This window comes from Micromonospora violae (assembly GCF_004217135.1).
GTDB lineage: Bacteria > Actinomycetota > Actinomycetes > Mycobacteriales > Micromonosporaceae > Micromonospora > Micromonospora violae.
On the sequence record NZ_SHKK01000001.1, the window covers coordinates 4,684,413 to 4,709,832 of the forward strand.

Here is a 25,420-nt window from a genome sequence, read left to right on the forward strand (position 1 = left end):
GAGGGAGGGCGCCGACGTCGGCGCTGTCACCAGCGGATGAGGCCGCCAGGACTCACAAGCACGAACCGAAGGGAGTACAGGCCGGCCCGCCGCCGGGCCGCCGCCTACCTCAGCAGGCGGCAGCGGGGCGGGCCGGTCCCGTCACCGTCACACCCGGAGGGCGCGACAGGTAATGCTGACCGATCCGAAGATCAGAGCGGGCGGATGTTCTCCGCCTGCGGGCCCTTCTGGCCCTGGGTAACCTCGAACTCGACCCGCTGGTTCTCGTCCAGGCTCCGGTAGCCGGAGGACTGGATCGCCGAGAAGTGAGCGAAAACGTCGGCGCCGCCGCCGTCCGGGGTGATGAAGCCGAAGCCCTTGTCAGCGTTGAACCACTTCACGGTGCCAATTGCCATGTGTTTCGTCTCCTTGACGGAACGTCGGACACGCACGTGTTGCGTGCCCGAAGAGGAGCGCTCCGCGCGGGGATGCGCGAATCGCCTGTCGCTTCTGGTCGCCCCGCCCGGAGAACTCCGGACACAACAAAGAGCGCCTGGGGCCACAATCCCGCCAGGCGCACACAGAGTCTCTGGTAACCAAAACTGCAACCCGGTCAACCTACCACGGTTTTCCCCGCAGTGGTCAATGATGGGCAGAATCCTCGGGCAACTGGGTGATCATGGCGGTGAGCCCGGTCACATCCAGCAGGTCGGCCGGGCGGACGGTCACCCCGTGGCGGACGTAGTGGAACGCCGCGCCCACCCGGTCGACCGGCACGCCGGCCAGCTCCGCCCAGGCCAGCCGGTACACGGCCAGCTGCACGGCGGCCACCTCGGCCGCCGGCCCGGTCGGCTGCGCGCCGGTCTTCCAGTCGACCACGTCGAACCGACCACCCGGCCGGGCGAAGACCGCGTCCATCCGACCCCGCACCACCACTGAAGCGATCACCGTGGCGAACGGCACCTCCACCTCCACCGGCGACCGGTCGGCCCACTCGCTGGCCAGGAACCGCTCCTGAAGCTCGACCAGAGCCTCGTCCGGTGCCGCATCGGCGTCGGCCGCGCCCGGCAGCTCGTCCAGGTCCAGCAGCCGGTCGGCACCGAAGCGCTGCTCCAGCCAGGCGTGGAAGGCGGTGCCGCGACGGGCGTACGGGTTGGGTTCCGCCGGCACCGGGCGACGCAGCGTACGGGCCAGCGCCGCCGGATCTCGCCGCAGCGCGACCAACTGGGTGACGCTCAACTGCCCGGGCAGAGCCACCTCGACCGCACCGGAGAGCCGAGTCAGCTCGGCGCGCTCGGCCAACAGCAGGTCCGCCTCGCGTTGCCAGCGCGCCACCTCCGGATCCACCTCCGGCTCGACCGGCCCGACCGTCGAACCGACCGGCGGCACCGGCCCGACCGGCCCCGGGAGCGCCGACGCCGGCCCGTCGGCCATCAGGCGACGTACCAGCGCGGCCGCCTCGGCCAACGCCGGCCGGCGACCGCCCAGCGGGTCCGCCGGCCACTCCGCGCGGAGCACCACCTCGGCCGTCGGGTTCGTCGCGTCCGGCGTCGGCTCCGGTGCCCACGCGTCGATCAGGTGCCCCGGCCCGCCGTCGAGGCAGGCGTCGTACACCTCCCGCAGGAAGACCGACGGACCTCGCGGCCGCTTCGTGCCCTCCCCCCACCAGTAACCGGAGCAGAGCAGCAGGCGGCGCGGCCGGGTCACCGCCACGTACGTCAGCCGGCGCTCCTCCCGCTCGTCGTGAGCCCGCCACGCGTCGGTGAAGTCGGTCACCGCCCGCGCCACGGCCCGCTGGTCCCCCGCCTCGTCGAGCGCCAACTCGGGCAGCCCGTCGGCGTCGCCACGCAGCGGGAACGGCAGCACACCCAGCCCGCCCAGCCAGTGGTCGGAGTTGCGGACCGGCCCCGGCCACAGCCCACGACTGAGCCCGGCCACCGCCACCACGTCCCACTCCAGGCCCTTGGCCGCGTGCGCGGTGACCACCTGCACCGCGCCCTCCACCACCTCGACCTCGCCCGGAGCCAGGCCACGCTCCTCGTCCTCCGCGGCGGCCAGGTAGGACAGGAAGCCGGACAGGGTCGCGCCGGGCGTCTCCCCGCTGAACCGGGCCGCCACGTCACCGAGCGCGTCCAGATGCCCCCGGGCCAGGCCCGCGTCGCCAGCGCCGTCCCGGCCGGCCCGCACCGCGACCTCCACGTCCAGGCCGATGGTCCGCTCGATGTCCGCGATCAGGTCCGGCAACGCCTGGTCCAGTCGGTAACGCAGCAGCGCCAACTCCCGGCCGTACGCGCGCAGCCGCGCGAACCCCTCCGCCGAGTACGCCTGCGCCGGCCCGAGGTCGGCCAACGCCTCCACCAGGGTCGCCTCGTCCAGCAGATCCGGGCTGATCTCCGCAGCCTCGTCGGCCGCCACCTGTCGCCGGGCGTTCGCGATGCCCCGAGCCCGTCGGTGCAACGCCACCAGGTCACGCGGCCCGATCCGCCAACGGGCACCGGTGAGCAACCGCAGCAGCGCCGCACCGTCGGTCGGGTCGGCCAGCACCCGCAGCGTGCAGACCACGTCGCGCACCTCGGGAGTGTCCAGCAGGCCACCCAGCCCGACCACCTCGACCGGCAGGCCACGCTCCCGCAGCGCCGACTCGATCGCCGGGATCTGACTGCGGACCCGGACCAGCACGGCGGTCGTCGGGCGCTGCGCCACCGGGATGTGCTCCGGGGCAGCGCCCGGCATCCCGGCCGCCCCGCGCCAGGCGGCGAGCACGCTGTCGGCGATCCAGTCGGCCTCGTCGGCGTACGTGGGCAGCAGGGCGCAGTGCACCGTGCCGCCGGCCGCGCCACTCGGGCTGCGGTGCGGGATCGGATCCCGGACGGTCAGCGCGGAACGCAGCTCCGGCACCCGGGCACCCGCCGCCCGCAGCGGCGTGGAGAGCGCGTTCGCCACCCGGAGGATCTCCGGACGGTTGCGCCAACTCGTGGTCAGCCCCAGCGCCCGTGCTGGCTCACCATCGGCGCGGGCGAACTCGGAGGGGAACCGGTCCAGCGTGCCCGCGCTGGCCCCCCGCCAGCCGTAGATGGACTGGCACGGGTCGCCCACCGCGGTCACCGGATGCCCACCACCGAACAGCGCGTTCAGCAACACCACCTGGGCATGGCTGGTGTCCTGGTACTCGTCGAGCAGCACCACCCGGAAGCGGTCCCGCTCGATCACGCCGACCGCGGGGTGATCCCGGGCCACCCGGGCCGCCCGGGCGAGCTGGTCGGCGAAGTCCATCGCCTCGAAATCCTCCTTGCGCCGCGCGTACGCCCGCACCAGCGGCAGCAGACGCAACCGGGTCTGCTGGAGGGTGAGCGCCTTCCGCACGTCGGCGTAGACCCGACCCGGCCGGGACTGCACCTCGGCGAAGAACCGACCGGTCCACGCCGCCAACTCGTCCGGCGCGACCAGATGCTCGTCCAACTCCCCGGCGAGCGCCAGCACCGCGTCGGTGATGGTGCTCGGCATCCGGTCCACCTCGGACATGTCACCGTCGTAGTTGCGCACCAGCAGGTCGACCAACTGCCAGCGGGACGCCTCGGTGAGCAGCCGGGTGGACGGCTCGTAGCCGGCCCGCAGCCCGTGCTCGGTGACGATCCGCCCGGCGTACGAGTGGTAGGTGGAGACGGTGGGCTCACCCGCGAGCGGATCGTCCAACGGGTCCCGCCCCTGCCGGCCGACGCGGCGGATCAGCTGGTCCAGCCGGGTCCGTACCCGATGGGCCAGCTCGCCGGCCGCCTTCCGGGTGAAGGTCAGGCCGAGGATCTGCTCCGGCCGCACGTACGAGTTGGCCACCAACCAGACCACCCGCGCGGCCATCGTCTCGGTCTTTCCCGACCCGGCGCCCGCGACCACCAGCAGCGGCTCCACCGGGGCGGCGATGATCGCCGCCTGCTCCCGGGTCGGTGCCGGCAACCGCAGCAGCTTGGCCAGCTCCACCGGGGTGTACCGGGGGCCGGAGTCCGCGCGCCGGGGCGTCGGCGCGGGACCCGAACCGAACAGGGTGGGCTGGCTCACGGTGTCGTCACAGGCTGCAACACCGGCTCACTCCTCGCCCTCACGGGTGCGTCGGACGGTGGGCGGCTCGACGACCTGGCGCCCCTGCCCGGAGACCGGGCAGCTGGTGCGCACCGGACAGACCCGGCACTTCGAGTTGGCCACCGCGGCGAACGTGGCGGCTGCCATCGTATCGGCGGTCCGTCGGACCAGCGCGGTCGCCCAGCCGGCCGCCGGCCCCTCGCTGGCCGCCGGCTGATTCTGCTCCCTGGCGTCCTTGGCGGACGTCCCGAGCTGCACCAGCGCGGCACCCCCGGACTCGTCACCGAACTCGGCGAACGCCCCCGCCTCCACCGCCGCCTGGTAGGCGCCGAGCTGGGGGTGCTCGGCCAGGTCGGTGCCGGTGACAGCGGTGGACTTGCCGGTCTTCAGGTCGATCACCACGAGTCGCCCGGCCTCGTCGACCTCCAACCGGTCGACCCGACCGGTCAGGTCTACGGGTCGGTTCGGGTCGTCCAGGCGGACGGCGAACTCGTGCTCGATGGCGAGCAACCGACGCGGATTGGTGGCCAGCCAGCGCAGCAACTTGTCGACCATCGCCTCGGCGCGTGCCCGCTCCGGCCCTGCCATCCACCGGGCCGCCAACTCGATCGCGTCGAACCGGGCGGCCACGTAGTCGAGCAGCGCGCCCCGGTCCGCGCTGGCGTCCTCGGCGAGCATCGCGGCGGCGTGGACCAGGTTGCCCACCCCCTGCGCCGTGCTGGTCGGGCCGCTGCCGCCGTGGCGTTCCAGCAGCCAGCGCAGGCTGCACCGCAGCGCGCTCTCCATGGCGGACGGGGTGACCCGCACCGGTTCTCCGTCGTCGACGAGCGGTCGGTCGTCGGAGAGCACCCGCAACCCCCACCAGTCGTCGGGGTGCGCACCGGGCACCCCGGCGGCGGCGAGCCGGGCCAGTTCGGCCGCCGCCGCGCGCCGCCGGGCCGGCGCGGCGGCCGGGTCGGTGATGGCGGTACGCAGTTCGGCGACCAACGCCGGCAGGGTGAGCGCCCGGGGTGGCCGGGTCACCGGCAGCGCCCCGGGGCGGTCCGGCTCCTCGTCGTCGGACTCACCCGACGCAGCGCTCCCGGTGCCGCCGCCGGCGGACGGCTCGGTGCGTGGGCCGGGCGGCGGACCAGGCGCTGCCGGCGGGGTGCTCGACGGCGGCGTGCTCGGGCCCAACTCGTGCAGGAACCGGCTGGGCTGCTCCTCGTGATCGTCGCCGCCGACAGCGGCCGATGCCACGGCGCTGACCAGCAGCCGGTGTCGGGCCCGACTGATGGCGACGTGGAAGAGTCGCCGCTCCTCGTCCAGCAACGCCGAGGTCTGACCCACCACGTTCGCCGCGGTCGCGCCGTCGACCGACCGGCCGGCCAGCACGTCGACCAGCCGCTCGGAGCCGAGCAGGCTGCCGCGCAGCCGCAGGTCCGGCCAGATGCCCTCCTGTACGCCGGCCACCGCGACCAGGTCCCATTCCAGGCCCTTCGCCGCATGTGCGGTGAGCAGGCGTACCGCCGCACCCCGGTCGGCGGTCGGCGCGATGGTGTCGGCCGGCAGATCCTGGGCGAGCACGTGGTCGAGGAAGACCTCGGTGCGGGCGCCGGGCAGCCGGTCGGTGAACCGGGCCGCCGCGTCGAAGAGGACGAGCACGGCGTCCAGGTCGCGGTCGGCCGCCTCGGCCCGCCGACGCCGGGCCAGGTCACCCTCGCCGGCCTCCGGACGCCCCTGGTTGATCGCGCCGGCCCACCGCTCGGCGAGACCACTGGCGTGCCAGACGGCCCAGAGCACGTCCTCGGCGGTCGAACCCGGGCGGGCTGCGGCTTCCCGTGCGATGGCCAGCAGCCCGGCCACCGCCTGCGCCGGCTCCGCCCAGCGCCGCTCGATGCCAGCCAGCTCCTCCGGGTCGCGCAGCGCCTCGACGATCAGCTCCCCGGAGGGGCGCCGGTCACCGGCGGCCAACGCAAGCGCACGCAGGCCCTGCCGCAGCCGCCGCTCGGCCAGCGGGTCGGCCCCGCCCAGCGGCGAGTGCAGCAGCGCGACGGCCGCCTCCTCGTCGAGTCGTTCCGGCTCCAGCGCGCAGCGCAGCAGGAGCAGCAGCGGCGCGACCGCCGGTTGCAGGTGCAGAGGCAGGTCCTCCCCGTGCACCACGGTGGGTACGCCGGCAGCGTGCAGCGCCCTGCGCAGGGTGGGCAGCTGCAACGCGGTGGACCGCACCAGCACCGCCATGCGGGACCAGGGCACGCCGTCGAGCAGGTGGGCGGAGCGCAGCGCGTGGGCCAGCCAGGCAGCCTCGCTGGTCGCCGAGCGGAACGTGTGCACCTCGACCACGCCGGGCGGCGCGTCCGGCAGTGGGTGCAGCCGACGGTGCGCGGCCGGGCCCCGCAGCCGGCGACCCAGCCGGGCGATCGCCGCGAGCAGACCCGGCCCGGCCCGGTACGACGTGTTCAACAGCACCTGCGCGGCCGGCGCTCCGGACGCCGTCCGGAAGCGGTGCGGGAACGTGGTCACCCCGGCCGGGTCGGCGCCCCGGAAGGCGTACGTGGAGGAGTCCGGGTCGGCGAACGCGACCAGCGACTTGCCCCCGCCCGCGATGACCGAGAGCAACTCCAGCTGGGCGGGGTCGGTGTCGGCCAGCTCGTCGAGGTAGACGTGGGCGAGCCGGCGGCGCTCGGCGGCCAGCAGCTCCTCGTCGTCTCTCAGCAGCCCGGTGGCCGCCCGGACCAGCTCCGCCGGGTCGTACGCGATGGAGCCCCGGTTGCTGACGTCGCGCAGCGCGAGCACGGCGACGTACTCCCGGAGGAAGCGGGCGGCGGCCGGCCAGTCGGCGCGGCCGAGCTTCTCGCCCAGCCGGGCCAGGTCAACCGGGCCCACGCCGCGTTCGGCGGCGCGCATGAGCAGGTCACGCAGCTGACCGGCGAAAGCCCGGGTCCGCAGGGCGGGGCGCAGGTCGGTCGGCCAGCCGACCGGGTCGTCCTCGGGCTCCTCGCCCACCACATCCAGCAGCTCACGGATGATCAGATCCTGCTCGGGACCGGTGAGCAGCCGGGGCGACGGTTCGCCCCGCTCGGCGGCGGCACGGCGGAGCAGCCCGAAGGCGTACGCCGGGAAGGTGCGCACCAACGGCTCACGCAGCACCCGGTGGCCGTCCTGCGCGATCCGGGCCTCGATGCGCTGCCGTAGCGCGGTGGCGCCGCGGCGGCCGAAGGTCAGCACGAGGATCCGTTCGGGGTCGACCCCCTCGGCCACCCGGGCGGCGACCGCCTCGACCAACGTGCTGGTCTTGCCGGTGCCCGGACCGCCGAGCACGAGCATCGGCCCGTCGGTGTGGCCGACCACCTCGGCCTGCACCGGGTCGGCCCGCCAAGCGGGCGATGCGGTCGCCCCGTGGGCCCGCTCGGCCGAGCCACTGCCGATGACGTCACCGGCCGCCGGGGCGCTGGGGGCGGAGGGCACGGTGCCACGGGCGACCAGGGTGCCGCCGCCCGGCACGCTCCCGTCTCCCCGCGCCGGCCCGTCGGGCCGCCGCACCAACCGGTACGCCTGCATCAGCTCATCCCATCACGCCAATACGACACCAACCCCCCACCCCCAACCCCCACCCCGCCCACTCCGTTGATCATGAGGTTAGCGGCGCGACACGCCGATGACCGCGCCGCTAACCTCATGATCAACACGAGGTGTGGGGGGTGGGGGTGGGGGTGGGGGTGGGGGGTGGGGGGTGGGGTCAGGTTAGGTGGGATTCCAGGACGTCCAGGGCCTCGGTGACGGTGGTGGTCACTGTCAGGAGGTCGCGGCCGGCGGGCTTCAGGAAGGTCTGGTCGGCCAGCGCGTCGAGCCAGTCCAGCAACGGGCGGTAGAACCCGTCGGTGTCGATCAGCACCATCGGCTTGGTGTGCAGGGCGAGGGTGGCGGTGGTCCAGACCTCGAACAACTCGTCCAGGGTGCCCAGCCCACCGGGCAGGGTGAGGAAGGCGTCCGACTTGTCGATCATCAACGTCTTGCGGCTGGCCATCGAGTCGGTCACCAGCAGCTCGTCCGAGGCCAGGTCGGCGACCTCCAGATCAACCAGCGACTGCGGGATCACGCCCACGGTGCGCCCGCCGACGGATCGGGCACCGTCCGCCACCGCGCCCATCATTCCAACGCACCCACCACCGCTGACCAGCGTGTGCCCGCGCCGGGCCAGCTCCGCGCCGGTCTCGGCGGCCAGGTCCAACCAGCGCTGATCGAGGGTACGAGAGGAGGCGCAGAAGACGCAGATCGCCGCCATCAGTTGTCGTCCCGGGATTGCTCGGCGGTCTGGTCGGCAGCGGCCTGCTGGTCTGCCCGGGTGCGGGCGACGGCCTCCTCGCGGACCGCCTCCTGCTCGGCGGAGAGCGCGGCCTCCGCCGCGACGATGTACCGGACCGCCTCGTTGACGTCGTCGGTGAGACAGATCAGGTCCAGGTCGACCGGCCCGATCTTGCCGGTCGCGGCCATCGTGTCGCGCAGCCAGTCCAGCAGACCCTGCCAGTAGGCGACGCCCATGAGCACCACCGGGAACCGGGTGACCTTGCCGGTCTGCACCAGGGTGAGCGCCTCGAACAGCTCGTCCATGGTGCCGAACCCGCCGGGCAGCACGACGAACGCCTGGGCGTACTTGACGAACATCGTCTTGCGGGCGAAGAAGTAGCGGAAGTCGATGGCGAGGTCGACCCAGTCGTTGATGCCCTGCTCGAACGGGAGCTCGATGCCGAGCCCCACGGAGAGCCCACCGGCTTCGCTGGCACCGCGGTTGGCGGCCTCCATCACCCCGGGCCCACCACCGGTGATCACCGCGTAGCCGGCGCGGGCGAGCGCACCGCCCAACCGCTCGGCCAGCTGGCACTCGGCGCTGTCCGGCCCGCTGCGGGCGGAGCCGAAGACGCTGACCGCCGACGGTACGTCGGCGAGGGTGTCGAAACCCTCGACGAACTCGGAGAGGATGCGCAGCGCACGCCAGGCGTCCTTGGTCTTCCAGTCCTCCCGCCCCCGCGAATCCAACAACCGCTGGTCCGCCGTGCTGCTCGGGATCGCCCCCCGACGCAGGGTGACCGCACCGCGATGCCGCTCCCGGCCCGGACCGCGACCGGCCTCCCGCCCGTTGCTCTGGCTCATGGGGCAACCGTAGTGGAGCAGCACGGGTCAGGTGCGCGTGGCGGGGACGCCGAGAAATTGTTCGGGATCATGGGCAACTATTCGGCCTTCCCGTACGTCTTACTATTCACATACCGGGTATGCCCCGGCGCGCGCCTTCGGGGGAGGAGACAGCGTGATCAGTAACAGCGAGATGATCCGGATCCGTCGGCAGATGCAGCGACGGATCCGAGACGTGGTGGCCGAACGCCGCCGCACCCGCCAGCAGAACCTGACCCCCACCTCCCCTGCCCCGGCCGGAGCCGATCAAGAGGTTTGCGTCGCCGATAACGGGCCCGGCTGACGCAAACCTCTTGATCACCGGTGGGTTGACGGCCGGTCAGGCCGGGGCCAGCCAGCGGCCGGTCAGGCCGGGGCCAGCCAGCGGTGCAGGGTCGCCGCGCCGTCGCGGATCTTGCTGATCTCGACGTGCTCGTCCTTGTGGTGGGCCAGGTTCGGGTCGCCGGGGCCGAAGTTCAGCGCCGGGATCCCCATCGCCGCGAACCGGGCCACGTCCGTCCAGCCCAGCTTGCCGATCGGCGCGGCGCCGACCGCCGCCAGGAACTCCTTCGCGGGGGCCGCCTCCAGCCCGGGGGTCGCGCCCGCCGCCGCGTCGGTCACAGCCAGGTCGAATCCCGCGAAGACCTCCCGCAGGTGCGCCTCCGCCGCCGCCGGGTCGCGATCCGGGGCGTACCGGTAGTTGACCTCGATCTCGCAGTGGTCCGGGATCACGTTCCCCGCGACGCCGCCCGTGATGCGGACCGCGTTCAGCCCCTCGCGGAAGTCGCACCCCTCGATGGTGACCCGGCGCGCCTCGTACGCCTGGAGCCGTCGCAGCACCTCACCGGCGCCGTGGATGGCGTTCACCCCGTGCCAGGAGCGCGCCGCGTGCGCCCGCTCACCCGTGGTCGTCACGATGGCCCGCATGGTGCCCTGGCAGCCCGCCTCGACGATGCCGTACGTCGGCTCCAGCAGCACCGCGAAGTCCGCCTCCAGCCACTCCGGGAACGCCTGGGCGACGAGGTTGAGGCCGTTGTACCGGGACTCGATCTCCTCGGCCTCGTAGAAGAAGTACGTCACGTCGTAGCGCGGCTCGGGCAGCGTCACCGCCAGGTGCAGCGCGTACGCGGTGCCGGACTTCATGTCGGAGGTGCCGCAGCCGTACATCAGGTCGCCGCGCATGGTCGACGGGAAGTTGTTGTTCAACGGCACCGTGTCGAGGTGCCCGGCCAGCACAACGCGCTGCGACCGGCCGAGGTCGGTGCGCGCCATCACCGTGTTGCCGTGCCGGTGGGTGGTCAGGTGTGGTACGCCCCGCAGCACCTCCTCGACACAGTCGGCGATCGCCTTCTCGTTCAGGGACACGGACTCTATGTCGACCAGAGCGCGGGTCAGCTGCACCGGATCGGCGAGGACCTCGGGGGTCAGCGGGTTCTCCATGGTTCGCACGGTACCTTCAGGTCTGTCAGCGCGAGGAGCGAGCCGAGGTCAGCCCGGCCGTGACCGAGAGGTGTAACAGTGACGTCCGCAGATTCCGCCTGGGGCATCGGCCTGGCTACGGTCACCGCAGACGAGCAGGTGCTCGATACCTGGTACCCGACCGGCAAGTTGGGCCTGGGCGAGCTGCCGCTGGTCGCCGGCGAGGACGAGGCGGACGTGCTCGACCTGCCGCCGACGGCGCTCGGCGACCGGTCCCTGCCCGGTCTGCGTACGGTGCAGGTGGTCACCGTGATCGGCTCGCTGGACGACCCGATCAAGGACGCGTCCGACGCGTACCTCCGGTTGCACCTGCTCTCGCACCGCCTGGTCCGACCCAACCAGCTCAACCTGGACGGCATCTTCGGCAAGCTGGCCAACGTGGCCTGGACGTCCGCCGGGCCGTGCCCCCCGGAGCGGGTGGACGAGCTGCGGGTGATCGAGCGGGCCGCCGGTCGGCACCTGGCGGTGTACGGGGTGGACAAGTTCCCCCGGATGACCGACTACGTGGTGCCTTCCGGTGTGCGGATCGCCGACGCCGACCGGGTGCGCCTCGGCGCGCACCTGGCCGCCGGCACCACCGTGATGCACGAGGGCTTCGTGAACTTCAACGCCGGCACCGTGGGCACCTCGATGGTCGAGGGGCGGATCGTGCAGGGTGTGCTGGTCGGCGACGGCTCCGACATCGGCGGCGGCGCCTCCATCATGGGCACCCTCTCCGGCGGCGGCACCGACAAGATCAGCATCGGTGAGCGGAACCTGGTCGGCGCGAACGCCGGCGTCGGGATCTCGCTCGGCGACGACTGTGTGGTCGAGGCCGGGTGCTACATCACCGCCGCCTCGAAGATCACGCTCCCGGACGGCCGGGTGGTCAAGGCCCGGGAGCTGTCCGGCGTCGACGGCCTGTTGTTCTGGCGCAACTCGGTCACCGGCGGGCTGGAGGCCCGGCCGCGCACCGGCCGGGGCATCGAGCTGAACGCCGCCCTGCACGCCAACGACTGACGGCCCCGCCGGGTCCGCGGCGGTCGGCCGCGGACCCGGACGGGTACGCCTCAGCGCAACCGGTACGCCTGGATGATCCGCTGGGTCACCGTGTTGCCGGCGGCGTCCCGAGCGGTGGCCCGCAGCGACGCGTAACCGGGCCCGGCGGGGTGTCGGACCGTGGCCGTCCACCCGTGCCCGCCCTTGCGCACCTGCGCGGTCTGCCAGGTCTTGCCACCGTTGTAGGAGACGTCCACGGTCAGCGTGGTCACCCGCGACCCGACCGCGCCGGGCTGCCTCGGCACCTGCACCGGGACCTCGAAGCTCCGCCCGGCCGGAGCGCTGCCGTCGAGGCTCAGCGGCGGCGTGAAGCGCACCGCCATCAGCGGCAGGTGGGCCGGCGTGTCACCGGCGACGTGCCGGGAACGGAAGGTCCAGCTGGACTCCACCTCGGTGCTCAGGTCGGTGAAGCTGCGCTTCGCCGACGTGACGAGCCGGTAGTTCGCTGCGCCCGGGGGCACGGTGAACTTTCCGTTGCCGCCGTACTCGCTCTCGCCGACCAGTTTGCCGCCGCGCCAGAGCCTGGTCTGCTCGCTGTCGTTCAGCGAACCGCCCGGGTGCCCGGCCGCGTCGCTGAACATGGGCATGTCGACCATGATGGTGTCGCCGACCCGGGTGACGCTCTGGTGCGGCCAGCGCGCGTTCGGGAAGGACGGCCCGTACGGGGCCTGGTTCCAGATCTCCTGCACCGTCCGCCCGGCCCGGTACGCGGTGGGCGTGGAGAGGAGCACGGCCTTCGCGTTCAACCAGCCGTCCTCGTCCAGCTCTCCGAAGAGGATCTGGGATTCCCACTTCACGCCCCTGGTGTTGTAGTACTCGACCCGCTGGCCGGGCACCGTGGTGGGCAGGATCAGGGCGGCGGCGCCGACGTTGTACTCCAGCACGGGGTACACGATCCGCTCGGCCGCCAGGCCCGCGTAGCCACCGCCGAAGCGGTGCACGACGGTGGCCAGGTCCCGTCGGGCGTAGTCGCGGACCATCCCGGTGGGCATCCGGCCGGGGACCGCTTCGGCCAGCGCGTACAGGTACGGGCTGTCGGCCTCGCCCGGCTTGGTCCACTGGCTGCTGACGGTGGCGACGAACTGGTCGGCGGAGACCCGCTTGCCGAGCGGGCCGCTGGTCAGGCCGGTGAACGTCTCCGCCCAGAGTCCGACGGTGTATCCGCTGCCGTCGTCGGCGTTGAAGTTGCCGCTGATGTCGATCAACTCCGGGACGGCGTTCCGGTCCGGAACGGTGGTCCGCACCGGCTTGGTCCGGCGGGCGTCCACCACGATCCGGGTGTCCTCCTCCATGGTCAGTACGGGCTGCGCCAACATGGACATCCCACGCTGCTCATCCTCCGGTCCGGGCTCGAAGACGAGGCTGCTCAGGCCGTACTGCCCCTTGGGCAGCCGCGCGGTGGCCACCCCGTCGGAACTGACCAGGTCCCACGAACTGAAGGTGTCCATCCCGAGCAGGAGGGTCCAGTGGTCCGCGGTACGCGCGCCGGCGCGGTTCAGGTGCTCCACGGTCAGCGTGTAGCTCTCCACCTCGCGGTGCACGGCCAGCGGGGTGACCGCGACGGTCGACCCGGAGCGGGCCACGATCCGCCCGGTCCAGTAACCGTCGGCGTCGCCGAGTCGGGTGTTCGTGGTGACGGTCGTGGCGGCCGTGCTGCCCGCCGGCACGGTGAGCTGGTTGGCGCCCAACTCGAACAGGCCGGCCGGCAACGCCCGGCCGCCGGGGCCGGCGCCCTCGATACTCAGGTCCACGGTGACCGGGGCCGGACCATCGTTTCGCCAGGTCACCGTGCGGGTGATCGGGGCATCGTCACCGTGCGGCCAGAGCGTACGCCCGAATGAGACGCTCACCGGGTCGGTGGTGAGCTGCTGGGTGATCGCATGCGCGACGTCCACCCGCCCGGCGCCCTGCTGGTAGGCGGTCTGCTCCGGATGCGGCTTGGCGGCTGCCATCAGGGTGGCCTTGAGCTGGTCGGCCCGCCAGCCCGGGTGCTGCTGGGCCAGCAGCGCGGCCGACCCGGCCACGTGTGGCGTGGCCATCGAGGTGCCGGACATCGAGACGTAGCGGTCCCCCACCGGATCGCCGATGAAGCCGGTGGCGGACCGTGCGGCCACGATGTCGACGCCGGGCGCGGTGATGTCCGGCTTCAGCGCGTCGTCGCCGACCCGGGGGCCGCGGCTGGAGAACTCGGCCAACTCGTCGTCGCGGTCCACCGCGCCCACGGCGAGCCCGGCGTCGGCGCTGGCCGGGGAGCCGACCGAGCCGTCGAGGCCGTCGTTGCCGGCGGCGAGGACGAAGAGCGTGCCGGTCTGCGCGGTCAACGTCTGCACCGCCTCCTCCAGCGGGTCCACCTCGGGGGTGTCCCAGCCGCCGAGGCTCATGTTGACCACGGCGGCCTTCTTCTCCACCGCGGCCCACTGCATGCCGGCGAGGATCGCCGAGTCGGTGCAGCCGGTGTCCTCACAGACCTTGCCGTCGAGCAGTGTCGCGTCCGGAGCCACGCCCCGGTACTTCCCGTCGGAGGCCGCGCCGGAACCGGCGATGGTCGAGGCCACGTGGGTGCCGTGGCCGACCATGTCCCGACCGTCGGTCACCTCGGTGAAGTTGCGTGCCTCGGCCACCTTGCCAGCCAGGTCCGGGTGCGTCGCGTCGATGCCGGTGTCCAGCACCGCGACGGACACACCGGCGCCGGTGAACCCGGCGGCCCAGGCGGTGGGCGCGCCGATCTGCGGCACGCTGTGGTCGAGGGTCACCCGTCGACGGCCGTCCAGCCAGATCCGCTCGACGCCCCCCGCCGCGTCGAGCCGGGCCGCGCTGGAGCCGGTGGTGACCGTCGCCCAGACCGAGCCCAGGGAGGATTTGCCGGCGGCCAGGGCGGCACCGCCAATCACCGGCAGGTCGCGGGTCACCCGCGTGCCGGGAAGCGCGGCCTGGGCCCGCCGGGCGGTCCCCGTCGAGCCGTACGCCACCAGCAGCGGCAAGGTGTTCCGGTGGGCGTCGTCGTAACCTGCCTCGATCAGCCCGGTGATGTCGAAGAGTCGCCGGTCCACCCGGCCCGAGCGCAGCAACGGCAGCGCGTCCGTCGGCGTCACCGAGAGTCGTCCGCGCTCACGCTGGACCAGGAACCGCACGTCCTCGCGGCCGGCGCCGGGCTGCGCCGAGGCACCGGAAGCGGTGACGGTGACCCGGTCACCGGTGATCAACGTGACGGTGGTCGAGCGGTTGGCGGTGGACCCACCCGGAGCACTCTGGTGGTCGGTGCCGCCCGGCGGCGCGGGTGCGGCGGTCGCGGCTGAGGCGGGGGTCGGCGCGGAGAACGCCAGCGCTAACACGAGGCCGAGGGCGGCCAATCTTCTTCCCTGGTGCAACGGATCCTCCTGGTCAATCGTCTTGATATATAGGAGTCGCATTGACAACCCAGAATTGCATACTGAGTATGCAAAAAGAAGTCCAAAAGATGACGGACTTGCCACGGGACGTCGACCCGCGCCGGCATGATCGGGCGGTGACCTCCATGAAGGACAGAATGCTCGCCGGTGAGCCATACATCGCCGACGATCCCGAGATCATCGCCGACCTGGACCGGGCCGCCCGGCTGATGGAACGCTTCAACACCAGTCCCGCGGCCGACCCCCCGGCCCGAATCGCGGCACTGCGCGAACTCCTCGGCGAACTGGGCGAGGACACCTGGATCCGCCCACCGTTCCACTGCGACTACGGCTGGCAGATCCGGATCGGCCCGCGCAGCTTCATCAACTACAACGCGGTCTTCCTCGACGTCGCTCGGATCACCCTCGGCGCGGACGTCCAGGTCGGCCCGAACGTACAACTGCTCACCCCGACGCATCCGGTCGAGCCCGGCCCGCGACGGGACAAGTGGGAGGCGGCCAAGCCGATCACCATCGGCGACAACGTGTGGCTCGGCGGCGGCGCGATCGTGCTGGCCGGCGTCACGATCGGCGCGAACACCGTCGTCGGCGCGGGCGCGGTGGTCACCCGGGACCTGCCCGCCAACGTGGTGGCGGTCGGCAACCCGGCCCGGCCGGTCCGCGAACTCGACTAGGGTGGCGGGGGCTCCGACAGGCGAACCACCAGGTCAGCCCGCTCGGCGCTCGGGGCGATCACTGCGGCGTTCGACTCGTCGCTGCCCAGCGCCCACGCCCGCGCCTGCTCCGGCGACCGACCGAACGCCTCGTGCCGGGCGGTCAGCCGGCGGTGCCGCACCTCGGCGTCCAGGTCGAGAAACCACGCCTCGTGCAGCAGCGCCCGAATCTCCTGCCAGGGGAAATCCGGCAACAGCAGGTAGTTGCCCTCGGTCACCACCAGCCGAACCGACGGCTGCACCTCGATCGCGCCGGCCACCGGCTCCTCCAACTCCCGGCGGAACTCCGGCGCGTACACCGACGTCGGCTCCAACCGGCGCAACCGGCGCAGCAGCGAGACATAGCCATTGGCGTCGAAGGTGTCCACCGCGCCCTTGCGGTCGGCGCGACCCAGCCGGACCAGCTGCGCCTGCGCCAGGTGAAAACCGTCCATCGGCACCAGGCAGGCGGCCGAACCCACCTCGGCGACGATCTGCTCCGCCAGGGTGGACTTCCCGGCGCCCGGCGCACCGGCGATGCCGAGCAGTTGTCGCGGGCCAGCCTCGGCAAGCGCCCTCGCGCGCGCCACCAACTCGTCGGCGGACACCACCCGGGCCGGCGGCATCAGCCCAGAACCGGGTCGCTGATGGTGAACCGCGCCTGCACCGCCGCCTGCACAGGCTGCGGCTGCGGGTCCAGCTCAAGCTCCGGTGCAGCACCGCCCGCGCCCCCACCGACGAAGGCCGCACGGGCGAACATCGGCCGGTCGGCAGGACCCGCGTCCGCCAACTCGATCAACGAGGTGACCCGCGCGCCCAGCGCCTCCGCGTACTCCCGGGCCCGCAGCAGCGCGTCGCTGATCGCGTCGTGCCGGGCCGCACGATGGGCGGGGCTGTCCGGGCGAAGCTCCCACCACGGGCCGGCCACCTCGACCTGGTCCTGGTCGGCGAGCCGCAACATCAGCTCAGCCAGCGCGGTGAAGTCGGTGACGGTGACCGTGGTGGTGACACTGCCGTGCCAGGCGACCACCCGCTCACCCGAGCGTCGGGTCTCCGGTCGCACCCGCAGATCACCGGTCTCCCGCCGGGCCACCGCCGGCCCGGAGCCGTCCAACAGCACCCGAACCGCGGCGGCCCGCTCGGCCAACCGGGTCAGCGTCGTCTCCCGGTCCCGGTCGCGGGCTGTCGCGGTGACCGCGAACCGGGCCAGCTCGGGCGGCACCTCCCGGTACGCCTCACCGCGCACCTGCACCACCGGACTGTCCACCGCCATGCCCTCAGCCTAGTCAGCCACGGGCCGGCGCGCCGCGTAGGAGACCGTGTCCGCCCCGACGTGCAGGCCGGTCAGGTGACCCCCGGCCACCCCCAGCTCACGCAGCCAGGACACCTCGGCGGCGTGGTCACCGCCGGTCGGGAACTCGCGGTCGTACGCATCGAAACGCCGGTCGCGCAGCGCCGCGCGGGCGGCCCGCGCCTCGGCGTACCGCGCGGTGAGCGCCGCAGCGTCGTCGGTGCGCAGCGCGGCGGCCAGGTCGTCCAGGAACGCGGTGACCTCGGCCAGCTCACCCAGCACCCGGTCCCGGTTGCCGAGCAGCATGTTGGCGGTCCGCTCGGCCGGGGTTCCGGCGACCCGGGTGCCGTCGGAGAAGCTGCCGGCGGCGAGCGCGAGTATCGCGTCACGCAGCGATGCGCGCTGCACCGCCCCGGCCAGCGCGCCGGCCAGCAGGTGCGGCACGTGCGAGGCGAGCGCGGCAGCCGAGTCGTGCTCCGTGGCGGACATCGGCACCACCCGGGCCTCGAAGAGCCGCACCAACAGCTCGGCCAACCAGCGGAACGCGCTGGTGGCCGGCCCGGGCGCCGGACAGAGCACCCACGCCGCACCAACGAGCAGGTCCGACCGCGCGGCCGTCAAGCCAGCCCGGTCGGTGCCCGCCATCGGGTGCCCGGGCACGAACCGATGGGTCAGCCCCTGCGCGGCGGCGAACGCCGCCACCTGCTCCTTGGTGCTACCGACGTCGGTCAACACGCAGTGCTCACCGGTCATCGCCGCCACCTCGACCAACGTCGCCGGCAGGGTGGGCAACGGCCCGCACAGGAAGACCACGTCCCGGTCGGCCACCGCGTCGACCAGCCGGTCCGGCGCGGGCACGCCCACTTGGCGGGTCTCCCGCCGGGTCGCCGGGTCGGGGTCCCACCCGATCACGTCGACGCCGGCGGCGTACATCCGGAGCAGCACCGAGCCACCGATCAGGCCGGTGCCGACCACCGCCGCCCGCACCCGCGCGCCCGGTTCGTCCACCATCCGCACACCTCGACGTTCCTGCTGGGGTACGGGACCGCACGGCCCCGACCAGGTCCGGGCCGAGGATATCGTTCGGGCCCGCCGGCCCCCGCCCGCTGCATCGATCGGGCTGACCGTAGATCTTGACGAGGCCGACCCGAAAGGGGTTGTCCACTTCAGAACCGACGTCGTACGGTCCGCACCGCCGCCCGCCGCTCCGATGCGGGCACACAGCGGAGGGAAACGAAATGTCCGCGACATACCGGGCGCTCGCCTCGGTGGTCATGTTGATCGGCTTCTACGTCGTCGCGCTCCTCCAGCTCGCCGCCGTCGCCGCGCTCGGGGTCTGGCTGTTCAGTCACACCAACGGCCTCGTCACCGGCAAGGTGCTGCTGCCCCTGGTCGTCGCGCTGGGCGCGGTGGCCGTCGGGCTCTGGCGGGCGATGCGCGCGAAGAACGAGCCGGCCCCGGGCCTGATCCTCACCGAACGGGAAGCCCCGGGCCTGTGGGCTGCCGTCCGCGAGCTGGCAACCGCCGTCGACACCCGCGCCCCGGACGAGATCCGGCTGGTGCCCGAGGTGAACGCCGCGGTCGCCGAGCAGAGCCAACTGCTCGGCCTGATTGGTGGACGACGCACCCTGTACGTCGGCCTGCCGCTGCTCCAGGCGTTGCGGATGGACCAGTTACGCTCGGTGCTGGCACACGAGCTGGGCCACTACTCCGGCAAGCACACCCGCCTCGGCGCGGTGGCGTACCGGGGTCGGCTGGCAATCGCGGAGACGCTGAACCGGATCAGCCCCCGCAACCCGATCGGCTGGGTCTTCAAGGGTTACGCCCGGCTCTACCTGATCGTGGACAACGCCGCGTCCCGCCGGCAGGAGCTGGAGGCCGACCGGTCCTCCGTACTGCTGGCCGGGCCGGACGCCGCGGCCTCCGCGCTGCGTGCCCTGCCGGCGCTCGACGCGGCCTGGGGCTTCTTCATGCGCCGGTACGTCGAGCCGGGCTGGTCCGCCGAGCTGGCGCCGGACGACCTCTTCGGCGGCTTCGGCCACCTGCTGCGCGGCCGGCAGGACGAGATCGACCAGCTGCGGGAGAACACCCCCGACCGGAAGCCGTCACGGTGGGACACCCACCCGCCGATCGGCGTCCGGGTGGCCGCGATGGCGGGTCTGCCGGCGGGAGCGGCCACGTCCGACGACCGGCCCGCCGCGCTGCTGCTCGCCGACATCGACACCGCCGGTCGGCAGTTGCAGGGCATCGTGGTCGACCACGGCCACCGTCAGCTGCTGCCCTGGCCGCAGTTCATCGCCGCGGCGATCGCGGCCGGGGTGCAACAGCAGGCGGACAGCGTCTACCGGGCGGTGGGGCGTTTCGCCGGCGTCAGCGGGCCGGGCCTCACGACGGTGCTGGACCTGGTGCGCTCCGGTCGGTTGGGCGAGTTCGCCGAACAGTTCTTCGGCGACGCCACCGGCGAGGAGGCCGCCGCCCGGTTCGCCGGAACGATGGAGATGCTGCTCGACAACGCAGCCGTCCGCTCCGGTCGGGCCCACTGGCAGCTCTCCTGGTCCGGTCCGGCCCAGTTCGTCGGGCCGGAGGGGCAACCGTGGGACCTCGCCGAGATCGCCAAGCTGGCCGTCGCGCCGCAGACCCTGGACGTGGCGCTGGCCCGCCTCACCGAGTTGGGCATCGACCCCGCCGGCGCGACGGTGGTGGAGGACCGGGTCTCCGGGCGGGACGCCGACCTGATCGGCGCGCTGGCCAACATCAAGATCGACGGTACGGAGCACGACGTCCTCGTCCTCGACCGAGGGCTGGTCCTGGTCGCCGACCCCGGCAAGGCCAGTCAGGGCGAGAAGCGGCTCGGCGAGTTGGTCACCTCGGTGCCGATCGCGGAGCTGGCCGCCCGGCACACGTTCCTGCCGTACGAGGAGATCGTCTCCGTGGACGTCACGCGGGAGATACCGCTGAAGGCGGAGCTGACCATGCACGACGGCCGGGTGCTCGCCATCCAGGAGCTGTACTCCAGCGAACTGCTGGAGAAGCAGAGCCGGAAGACCCTGCTGCGGGTCTTCGGCCAGATCGGCGACTGACGCGTGCGGGCGGTCGACCTACCGGATCGACCGCCCGGACCGCGATCAGGCGAGGCGGGCGGCGACGCTGGCGATGTGCTCGTCAGACTCGGTCAGCGCGACCCGGACGTACTTCCCGGCCGTCGGGCCGTAGAAGACGCCAGCGGCGACCAGGATGCCCCGACGGGCCAGCCAGTCGACCGTCTGCCAGCAGTCCTCACCCCTGGTCAGCCAGAGGTAGAGACCCGCCTCGGAGTGCTCGACGGTGAACCCGGCACCGGTGAACGCCGCGGTGAGCACCTCCCGCCGGGCGCGGTAACGCTCCCGCTGCTCCTCGGCGTGCCGCTCGTCCTGCAACGCGGCCACCATGGCCGCCTGCACCGGAGCGGGCACGATCATGCCCGCGTGCTTGCGAACCTTGAGCAGCTCGGCGACGAGCGCCGGGTCGCCGGCCACGAAACCGGCCCGGTAACCGGCGAGGTTGGACCGCTTGGAGAGTGAGTGCAGAGCCAGCACACCGGCATAGCTGCCCCCGCTGACCTGCGGCGACAGCACCGAAACCGGCTCCGCCGACCAGCCCAACGGCAGGTAGCACTCGTCACTCGCGACCACCGCGCCACGTTCGCGGGCCCAGTCGACCACCTTGCGCAGGTGCGCCGCGGGCAGCACCCGGCCGGTCGGGTTGCCGGGCGAGTTCACCCAGACCAACCGAACCCGCGAGGTCGGCCCGACCGACGTCAGCGAATCGGTACGGACGACGGTGGCGCCGGCCAGCCGGGCACCGTCCTCGTAGGTGGGGTACGCGATCGACGGCACCACCACCACGTCACCCGGGCCGATGCCGAGCAGCGTCGGCAACCAGGCCACCAGCTCCTTCGAACCGATGGTCGGCAGCACACCGAGACCGTCGACGCCTGCGCCGCAGGCTCGGGACACCCACGCCGCGATCGCGGCCCGCAACGCCGGGGTGCCGGCGGTCAGCGGGTAACCGGGAGCATCGGACGCGTCAGCCAACGCCCGCCGGATCACCTCGGGCACCGGGTCGACCGGCGTACCCATGGAGAGGTTGATCAGGCCCTCGGGATGCGCCGCGGCCAGCGTGGCCGCGGCGTCCAGGGTGTCCCAGGTGAACTCGGGCAGCCGCGACGAGACCGGCGCGGGCCGGTTCAGTGCCCCTCGCCGCGTGGCGGCTGCGCGGCGACGAAGGTGGCGTCCTTCTCCACCTTGCCGATCTTCGAGGCGCCACCGGGCGAGCCCAGGTCCTCGAAGAACTCGTAGTTCGCGCCGGTGTAGTCCTTCCACTGCTCCGGGACGTCGTCCTCGTAGAAGATCGCCTCCACGGGGCAGACGGGCTCACAGGCACCACAGTCGACGCACTCGTCGGGGTGGATGTAGAGCATCCGATTGCCCTCGTAAATGCAGTCGACCGGGCACTCCTCGATGCATGCCTTGTCGAGCACATCCACGCACGGCTCGGCGATGATGTAGGTCACCGGTCTTCTCCTCCGCAAGACTCGCCGCGATCTCCCGCGACGGTAAGAGCCTAGTATCTCGCCGGGGAGGGGGTCGATCGTGCTCCGACAGCAGGATGTGGGACACCGAATCGTGGTCCGCCGTATTGTGGGGATTCGCGAAGGCCGGCCACAATTTTCCGATGCCCTCGGCGAGCTGGTCGAGCTGAGCGAGACTCATCTCACGCTGGCCACCGCGCAGGGGCAGTTACGGGTCCCGGTGGCGCAGGTCCACCGCGCCAAACGCGTACCACCCACCCGTCGGCCCACCGCCGCCGCCGTCGTGGCCCTGGAGCGGGCCGCCGACGAGGCCTGGCCGGCACCGACACGGGGCCGACTCGGGGACTGGCTGCTCCGGTCGGCCGAGGGATGGACCGGGCGCGCCAACTCGGCACTGCCGATCGGCGACCCGGACCGACCGCTGGCCGCCGCCGTCGACGCGGTGGAACGCTGGTACGCCGAGCTGGGCCAACCCGCGTTGATCAACACGCCGCTGCCGCTCGCCGCACCGGTCGGCGCCGAACTGGACGCCCGCGGCTGGGGCACCCGCCCACCAGTACTGGTGCAGACCGCGCCGCTACCCGTGCTGACGTCAACCTCGGCCGGCGGGTTGGCCGGCGGGCGGGGTAACGGGCGCGGCGACGGAGTGGCCGGCGCGGCGGCCGACGAGCAGGGCGGCGGGGTGGTCGGCGGGCAGGGCGGCGCGGCGGCCGACGAGCAGGGCGGCGCGGCGGCCGACGAGCAGGGCGGCGCGGCGGCCGACGGGCAGGCCGGCGCGACGGGCGACGGGCAGGGCGGCGCGACGGGCGACGGGCAGGGCGGCGCGATCGTCGAGCTGGCCACCGCGCCGAGCGACGAGTGGCTGGCCATCGCCGCCGGCCGCAAGGGCGGCCTGCCGGACGCCGCCTGGCACGTCCTCACCGCGGTGGACCAGGTCCGCTTCGCCCACGTGTACGCCGACGGCACCCTGGCGGCCATCGGCCGCGGCACGGTGACCGGCCAGGGGCGCTGGCTGGGCCTCAGCCTGATCGAAGTCCTACCGGCGGCCCGCCGACAAGGGTTCGCCGGCCGGGTGATCCACGAACTGGCGACCTGGGGCGCCTCCGCTGGCGCGACGCACGCGTTCCTCCAGGTCGAGCAGCGCAACACGGCAGCGGTCACGCTCTACCAGAGTCTTGGCCTCGTCACCCATCACACCTACCTGACTCGGGTCGCCCCAACCTGACCCCGGCCCGGCGCGGCCCTGCTCTGCGCGGCCCTGCCCGGCGCGGCCCGGCCCGGCGCGGCCCGGCCCGGCCCGGCGCGGCCCGGCGCGGCCCGGCGCGGCCCGGCGCGGCGCGGCCCGGCGCGGCGCGGCCCTGCGCGGCGCGGCGCTACTCCGGCCGGTCCGGCCCTGGCCGGGGCGGCCTCGTCGCCGTGATCGACTCGGTTTTCAGGAAGTCGCGGTATCCCGGCGCCCAGGACACCCCGACTTCAAGAAAACCGAGTCGATCAAGCACGAGCACCGGGCTGAAGCGCCGAACATGCGCGACCCCGCCAACACACCCGACCGCACTCACGAACATGGCCCGAAGCCTTGATCGACTCGGCTTTCAGGAGGTCGCGGTATCCCCGCGCCCAGGACACCCCGACTTCAAGAAAACCGAGTCGATCAAGGGGCGTTCACAGTCGACCGCACGTAAGGCCCGGACGACGGGCCACACCTACGGCCCGGACGGACGACGGGCCACACCTACGGCCCGGACAGACCGGGGGGCCACACCTACGGCCCGGCCGAGGGCTCAGCGGGTGGTCAGCGGCGGACGACTCGGCGGGGCTTGGCGGCCTTGGCCTCGGCGAACCGCTTGAGCTGCTGGGAGCGGTAGTCGCGGCCGAGCGCGGTGAGCACCAGGTAGCCGATCAGCAGCCCAGCACCGGTGGCGAGCAGGTAGAGCCAGATCTGGGCGAAGAACGTCGCCGCACCGCCGGCGAACGGGTTGTGACCGACCAGCAAGGGCCCGACCAGTACGGTCAGCAGCATCGCCACCGGCACCACGAGCGCCATGTCGGCGGCCCAGTCCGCCAGTGGCCGGCGACGACCCCAGCGGAAGGCGACCACGGCGAGGGTCACCCCGATCACCGTGAACATCACCAGTGATACCCGGTCAGCGGCGGTGTCGTCCGTGTCGAAGCCGAACCGGGTGATCAGTCGGGCGAGCACGTTGACCGCGAACAGCGCTGCTACGAGTACCCCGATGTCACGCCACCGCTTGTCCATCGTCGGACCCTCCTGCCGTACGCCCCGTCGAAGGGGTTCGTATTCCTGGCAGGAATATTTACCACCCCTACCTGGGAGGCGTCATCAGCCGGACATAACCGGGAAGCGACCCGGGGTCAGCCGCCGAGCATGGGCGACTGCGGGGCGAGGATCTGCCGGAAGCCCATCACCGCGAAGGTCATCGCACCGGCCACGATCATGGCCAGCCCCACCCAGTTGTCGCCGGCCAGCAACAGGTCGCCCTCGCTGGTGCGGATGGCGGCGACCGCCATCAGCGCGAACCACGGCACCGCCGGTAGCGCCACCGCCCAGCGGCGGCCGACCGCCTCGTACGCGAACCAGCTCAACACGATGTTGGCACCGATGGCGAAGAGCACCGACACGCCGATCAGTTGCCCGCCGACGCGGGCTGTGGCGAGCAGCAGCTCCAGCACGCCGGTCACCACTCCGGCGACGACCACGACGACCGCGCCGACCAGCCGGATGCCCAGGTCCAGCAGGCGCGGTGGTGGCCCCGCCGGCGGCGGAGCTTCCTGATCGTCGAGGACCGTCATCGGTGTGGCCGGCAGGGTCACCGCAGACCCGCCGCCGCGACCGGGGAACGGTCCGGGGCGGTCTCCGGGGGGAGGCCGGCGAAGAGGTCGTCCTCCCAGCCGTACGGCCCGACGCCCGGCCCCTTCTCGCCGACCGCGAGGGTGAAGAACTCCACGCCCATGAACTCGCCGCCGAAGTTGCCCGCGATCGAGTAGAGCCAGGAGTTGGCCGGGATCTGGGTGGCGTGCGCCCGCATGGCGGCCTCCTTGGCCGAGTGCTGGTCGGTGCCGTCGATCCGGGCGGCGATCTGGTCGTCCGGGGTGCCGAAGGGCAGGTCGGCGATGTCCTCGATGCCGGCGAACGGGTTGTCGGAGGACTCGGCGAAGTGCGTCATGCCGGCCTCCAGGACGCTCAGCGGCAGGGCCGTCCAGTAGACCTTGAGTGGGGCGCAGCCCTCGGCGGCGGCCAGCTCGACGGCGCGCATGGCCACCCGGTGCGCCTGGATGTGGTCGGGGTGACCGTAGAAGCCGTTCGGGTCGTACGTGATGAGCACCTGCGGGCGTACCTCTCGCATGATCTCCACGAGATGCCCGGCGGCCTCGTCGAGGTCGGCCTGCCAGAAGGCCCGGGGGTGCTCGTTGGTCGCGAGCCCCATCATCCCGGAGTCGCGGTAGCGCCCGGCGCCGCCGAGGAAGCGGTGGTCGCTGACGCCGAGCGCGGCGCACGCGGCGGCCAGTTCGGCCACCCGGTACCCGCCGAGCTGGTCGGCTTCGGCGGCGGCGAGCTGGGCCAGCGCGGGCACATGGATCTCGCCCTCCTCGCCGAGCGTGCAGGTCACCAGCGTGACGTGCGCCCCGGCGGCGGCGTAGTGGGCCATCGTCGAGCCGGTGCCGATCGACTCGTCGTCGGGGTGCGCGTGGACCAGCAGCAGGCGGCGGTCGGGCAGCATCGTCACGACGGTCACTCTAA

20 protein-coding genes are annotated in these 25,420 nt (G+C 72.9%); 5 read left to right on the top strand and 15 right to left on the bottom strand.

The annotated features are described in order from the left end of the window. Positions 1-191: 191 nt before the first annotated feature. The 5 genes from cspE to EV382_RS20845 all read right to left on the bottom strand — a co-directional run bounded on the left by cspE (position 192) and on the right by EV382_RS20845 (position 9,183). The gene (gene cspE / locus EV382_RS20825; protein ID WP_007464836.1) at positions 192-395 is read right to left on the bottom strand and encodes a transcription antiterminator/RNA stability regulator CspE; all 204 of its coding nucleotides are present in this window, start codon (positions 393-395) and stop codon (positions 192-194) included. 226 nt (positions 396-621) lie between these two features. Next, positions 622-4,032: an ATP-dependent helicase gene (locus EV382_RS20830; protein WP_130404369.1), complete on the bottom strand. Its 3,411-nt coding sequence runs from the start codon at positions 4,030-4,032 to the stop codon at positions 622-624. Between the two features lie 27 nt (positions 4,033-4,059). Further along, positions 4,060-7,593 carry an ATP-dependent helicase gene (locus EV382_RS20835; protein WP_130404371.1) on the bottom strand — a complete coding sequence of 1,178 codons (3,534 nt, stop codon included), beginning with the start codon at positions 7,591-7,593 and terminating at the stop codon, positions 4,060-4,062. Positions 7,594-7,771: 178 nt separating this feature from the next. Further along, positions 7,772-8,317: an LOG family protein gene (locus EV382_RS20840; protein ID WP_130404373.1), complete on the bottom strand. Its 546-nt coding sequence runs from the start codon at positions 8,315-8,317 to the stop codon at positions 7,772-7,774. Beyond that, positions 8,317-9,183: an LOG family protein gene (locus EV382_RS20845; RefSeq protein WP_130404375.1), complete on the bottom strand. Its 867-nt coding sequence runs from the start codon at positions 9,181-9,183 to the stop codon at positions 8,317-8,319. The genes EV382_RS20840 and EV382_RS20845 overlap by 1 nt, the downstream gene beginning before the upstream one ends. Positions 9,184-9,337: 154 nt before the next feature. Between EV382_RS20845 and EV382_RS32860 the strand changes: the two genes are divergently transcribed. Further along, on the top strand, positions 9,338-9,505 hold the full coding sequence (locus tag EV382_RS32860) for a hypothetical protein (RefSeq protein ID WP_165435686.1): 168 nt from the start codon (positions 9,338-9,340) through the stop codon (positions 9,503-9,505). 62 nt (positions 9,506-9,567) lie between these two features. Here EV382_RS32860 and dapE read toward each other — a convergent pair whose 3' ends face one another. Beyond that, complete coding sequence (gene dapE, locus EV382_RS20850) at positions 9,568-10,641, bottom strand: succinyl-diaminopimelate desuccinylase (protein WP_130404377.1); 1,074 nt, start codon at positions 10,639-10,641, stop codon at positions 9,568-9,570. A gap of 78 nt (positions 10,642-10,719) precedes the next feature. Here dapE and dapD point away from each other — a divergent pair, with 78 nt between their 5' ends. After that, entirely contained in the window at positions 10,720-11,679 is a 960-nt protein-coding gene (gene dapD / locus EV382_RS20855; RefSeq protein ID WP_130404379.1) for a 2,3,4,5-tetrahydropyridine-2,6-dicarboxylate N-succinyltransferase, read from the top strand. A gap of 50 nt (positions 11,680-11,729) precedes the next feature. Here the strand turns inward: dapD and EV382_RS20860 are convergent, their stop codons facing one another. Further along, positions 11,730-15,128: a S8 family serine peptidase gene (locus EV382_RS20860; RefSeq protein WP_130409051.1), complete on the bottom strand. Its 3,399-nt coding sequence runs from the start codon at positions 15,126-15,128 to the stop codon at positions 11,730-11,732. A 116-nt stretch (positions 15,129-15,244) separates the two neighbouring features. Here EV382_RS20860 and EV382_RS20865 point away from each other — a divergent pair, with 116 nt between their 5' ends. Continuing rightward, positions 15,245-15,781, top strand: a complete 537-nt coding sequence (locus EV382_RS20865) for a sugar O-acetyltransferase (protein ID WP_208758642.1) — start codon at positions 15,245-15,247, stop codon at positions 15,779-15,781. Here the strand turns inward: EV382_RS20865 and EV382_RS20870 are convergent. From EV382_RS20870 to EV382_RS20880, 3 genes are read right to left on the bottom strand one after another with little or no spacing between them, the layout of a single operon-like run. After that, positions 15,778-16,425, bottom strand: a complete 648-nt coding sequence (locus EV382_RS20870) for a nucleoside/nucleotide kinase family protein (RefSeq protein WP_130404381.1) — start codon at positions 16,423-16,425, stop codon at positions 15,778-15,780. The two genes, EV382_RS20865 and EV382_RS20870, sit on opposite strands and share 4 nt — an antisense overlap. After that, positions 16,425-17,072 (bottom strand): SIMPL domain-containing protein, encoded by a 648-nt coding sequence (locus EV382_RS20875; RefSeq protein ID WP_130404383.1) that lies wholly within the window; start codon positions 17,070-17,072, stop codon positions 16,425-16,427. The genes EV382_RS20870 and EV382_RS20875 overlap by 1 nt, the downstream gene beginning before the upstream one ends. Positions 17,073-17,081: 9 nt before the next feature. After that, the gene (locus EV382_RS20880) at positions 17,082-18,101 is read right to left on the bottom strand and encodes a prephenate dehydrogenase (protein ID WP_130404385.1); all 1,020 of its coding nucleotides are present in this window, start codon (positions 18,099-18,101) and stop codon (positions 17,082-17,084) included. 227 nt (positions 18,102-18,328) lie between these two features. Between EV382_RS20880 and EV382_RS20885 the strand changes: the two genes are divergently transcribed. Beyond that, positions 18,329-20,170, top strand: coding sequence for a M48 family metallopeptidase (locus EV382_RS20885; RefSeq protein ID WP_130404387.1), 1,842 nt, complete (start codon positions 18,329-18,331; stop codon positions 20,168-20,170). A 45-nt stretch (positions 20,171-20,215) separates the two neighbouring features. On the opposite strand, the gene dapC is transcribed toward EV382_RS20885, so the two are convergent. Both dapC and fdxA read right to left on the bottom strand, forming a co-directional pair. Further along, positions 20,216-21,319 carry a succinyldiaminopimelate transaminase gene (gene dapC / locus EV382_RS20890; protein WP_165435933.1) on the bottom strand — a complete coding sequence of 368 codons (1,104 nt, stop codon included), beginning with the start codon at positions 21,317-21,319 and terminating at the stop codon, positions 20,216-20,218. After that, entirely contained in the window at positions 21,316-21,642 is a 327-nt protein-coding gene (fdxA, locus tag EV382_RS20895; RefSeq protein WP_007464872.1) for a ferredoxin, read from the bottom strand. Before fdxA ends, dapC begins: the two co-directional genes overlap by 4 nt. Before the next feature lie 79 nt (positions 21,643-21,721). On the opposite strand from fdxA, the gene EV382_RS20900 reads away from it, so the two are divergent. Next, positions 21,722-22,885, top strand: a complete 1,164-nt coding sequence (locus tag EV382_RS20900; RefSeq protein ID WP_130404391.1) for a GNAT family N-acetyltransferase — start codon at positions 21,722-21,724, stop codon at positions 22,883-22,885. Between the two features lie 567 nt (positions 22,886-23,452). On the opposite strand, the gene EV382_RS20905 is transcribed toward EV382_RS20900, so the two are convergent. The 3 genes from EV382_RS20905 to mshB form a co-directional block, all read right to left on the bottom strand. Beyond that, positions 23,453-23,917, bottom strand: a complete 465-nt coding sequence (locus tag EV382_RS20905) for a hypothetical protein (protein WP_130404393.1) — start codon at positions 23,915-23,917, stop codon at positions 23,453-23,455. 116 nt (positions 23,918-24,033) lie between these two features. Next, on the bottom strand, positions 24,034-24,471 hold the full coding sequence (locus tag EV382_RS20910) for a hypothetical protein (protein WP_130409055.1): 438 nt from the start codon (positions 24,469-24,471) through the stop codon (positions 24,034-24,036). 17 nt (positions 24,472-24,488) lie between these two features. Beyond that, complete coding sequence (gene mshB, locus EV382_RS20915; RefSeq protein ID WP_130404395.1) at positions 24,489-25,415, bottom strand: N-acetyl-1-D-myo-inositol-2-amino-2-deoxy-alpha-D-glucopyranoside deacetylase; 927 nt, start codon at positions 25,413-25,415, stop codon at positions 24,489-24,491. Positions 25,416-25,420 lie beyond the last annotated feature (5 nt).

What these genes read in the sequence shown, in the direction of transcription:
- cspE (WP_007464836.1), bottom strand. Translation starts at nt 395, where the DNA reads ATGGCAATTGGCACCGTGAAGTGGTTCAACGCTGACAAGGGCTTCGGC.
- EV382_RS20835 (WP_130404371.1), bottom strand. Translation starts at nt 7,593, where the DNA reads ATGCAGGCGTACCGGTTGGTGCGGCGGCCCGACGGGCCGGCGCGGGGA.
- EV382_RS20840 (WP_130404373.1), bottom strand. Translation starts at nt 8,317, where the DNA reads ATGGCGGCGATCTGCGTCTTCTGCGCCTCCTCTCGTACCCTCGATCAG.
- EV382_RS20845 (WP_130404375.1), bottom strand. Translation starts at nt 9,183, where the DNA reads ATGAGCCAGAGCAACGGGCGGGAGGCCGGTCGCGGTCCGGGCCGGGAG.
- dapE (WP_130404377.1), bottom strand. Translation starts at nt 10,641, where the DNA reads ATGGAGAACCCGCTGACCCCCGAGGTCCTCGCCGATCCGGTGCAGCTG.
- EV382_RS20860 (WP_130409051.1), bottom strand. Translation starts at nt 15,128, where the DNA reads ATGCGACTCCTATATATCAAGACGATTGACCAGGAGGATCCGTTGCAC.
- EV382_RS20865 (WP_208758642.1), top strand. Translation starts at nt 15,245, where the DNA reads ATGCTCGCCGGTGAGCCATACATCGCCGACGATCCCGAGATCATCGCC.
- EV382_RS20870 (WP_130404381.1), bottom strand. Translation starts at nt 16,425, where the DNA reads ATGCCGCCGGCCCGGGTGGTGTCCGCCGACGAGTTGGTGGCGCGCGCG.
- EV382_RS20875 (WP_130404383.1), bottom strand. Translation starts at nt 17,072, where the DNA reads ATGGCGGTGGACAGTCCGGTGGTGCAGGTGCGCGGTGAGGCGTACCGG.
- EV382_RS20880 (WP_130404385.1), bottom strand. Translation starts at nt 18,101, where the DNA reads ATGGTGGACGAACCGGGCGCGCGGGTGCGGGCGGCGGTGGTCGGCACC.
- EV382_RS20885 (WP_130404387.1), top strand. Translation starts at nt 18,329, where the DNA reads ATGTCCGCGACATACCGGGCGCTCGCCTCGGTGGTCATGTTGATCGGC.
- EV382_RS20905 (WP_130404393.1), bottom strand. Translation starts at nt 23,917, where the DNA reads ATGGACAAGCGGTGGCGTGACATCGGGGTACTCGTAGCAGCGCTGTTC.
- EV382_RS20910 (WP_130409055.1), bottom strand. Translation starts at nt 24,471, where the DNA reads ATGACGGTCCTCGACGATCAGGAAGCTCCGCCGCCGGCGGGGCCACCA.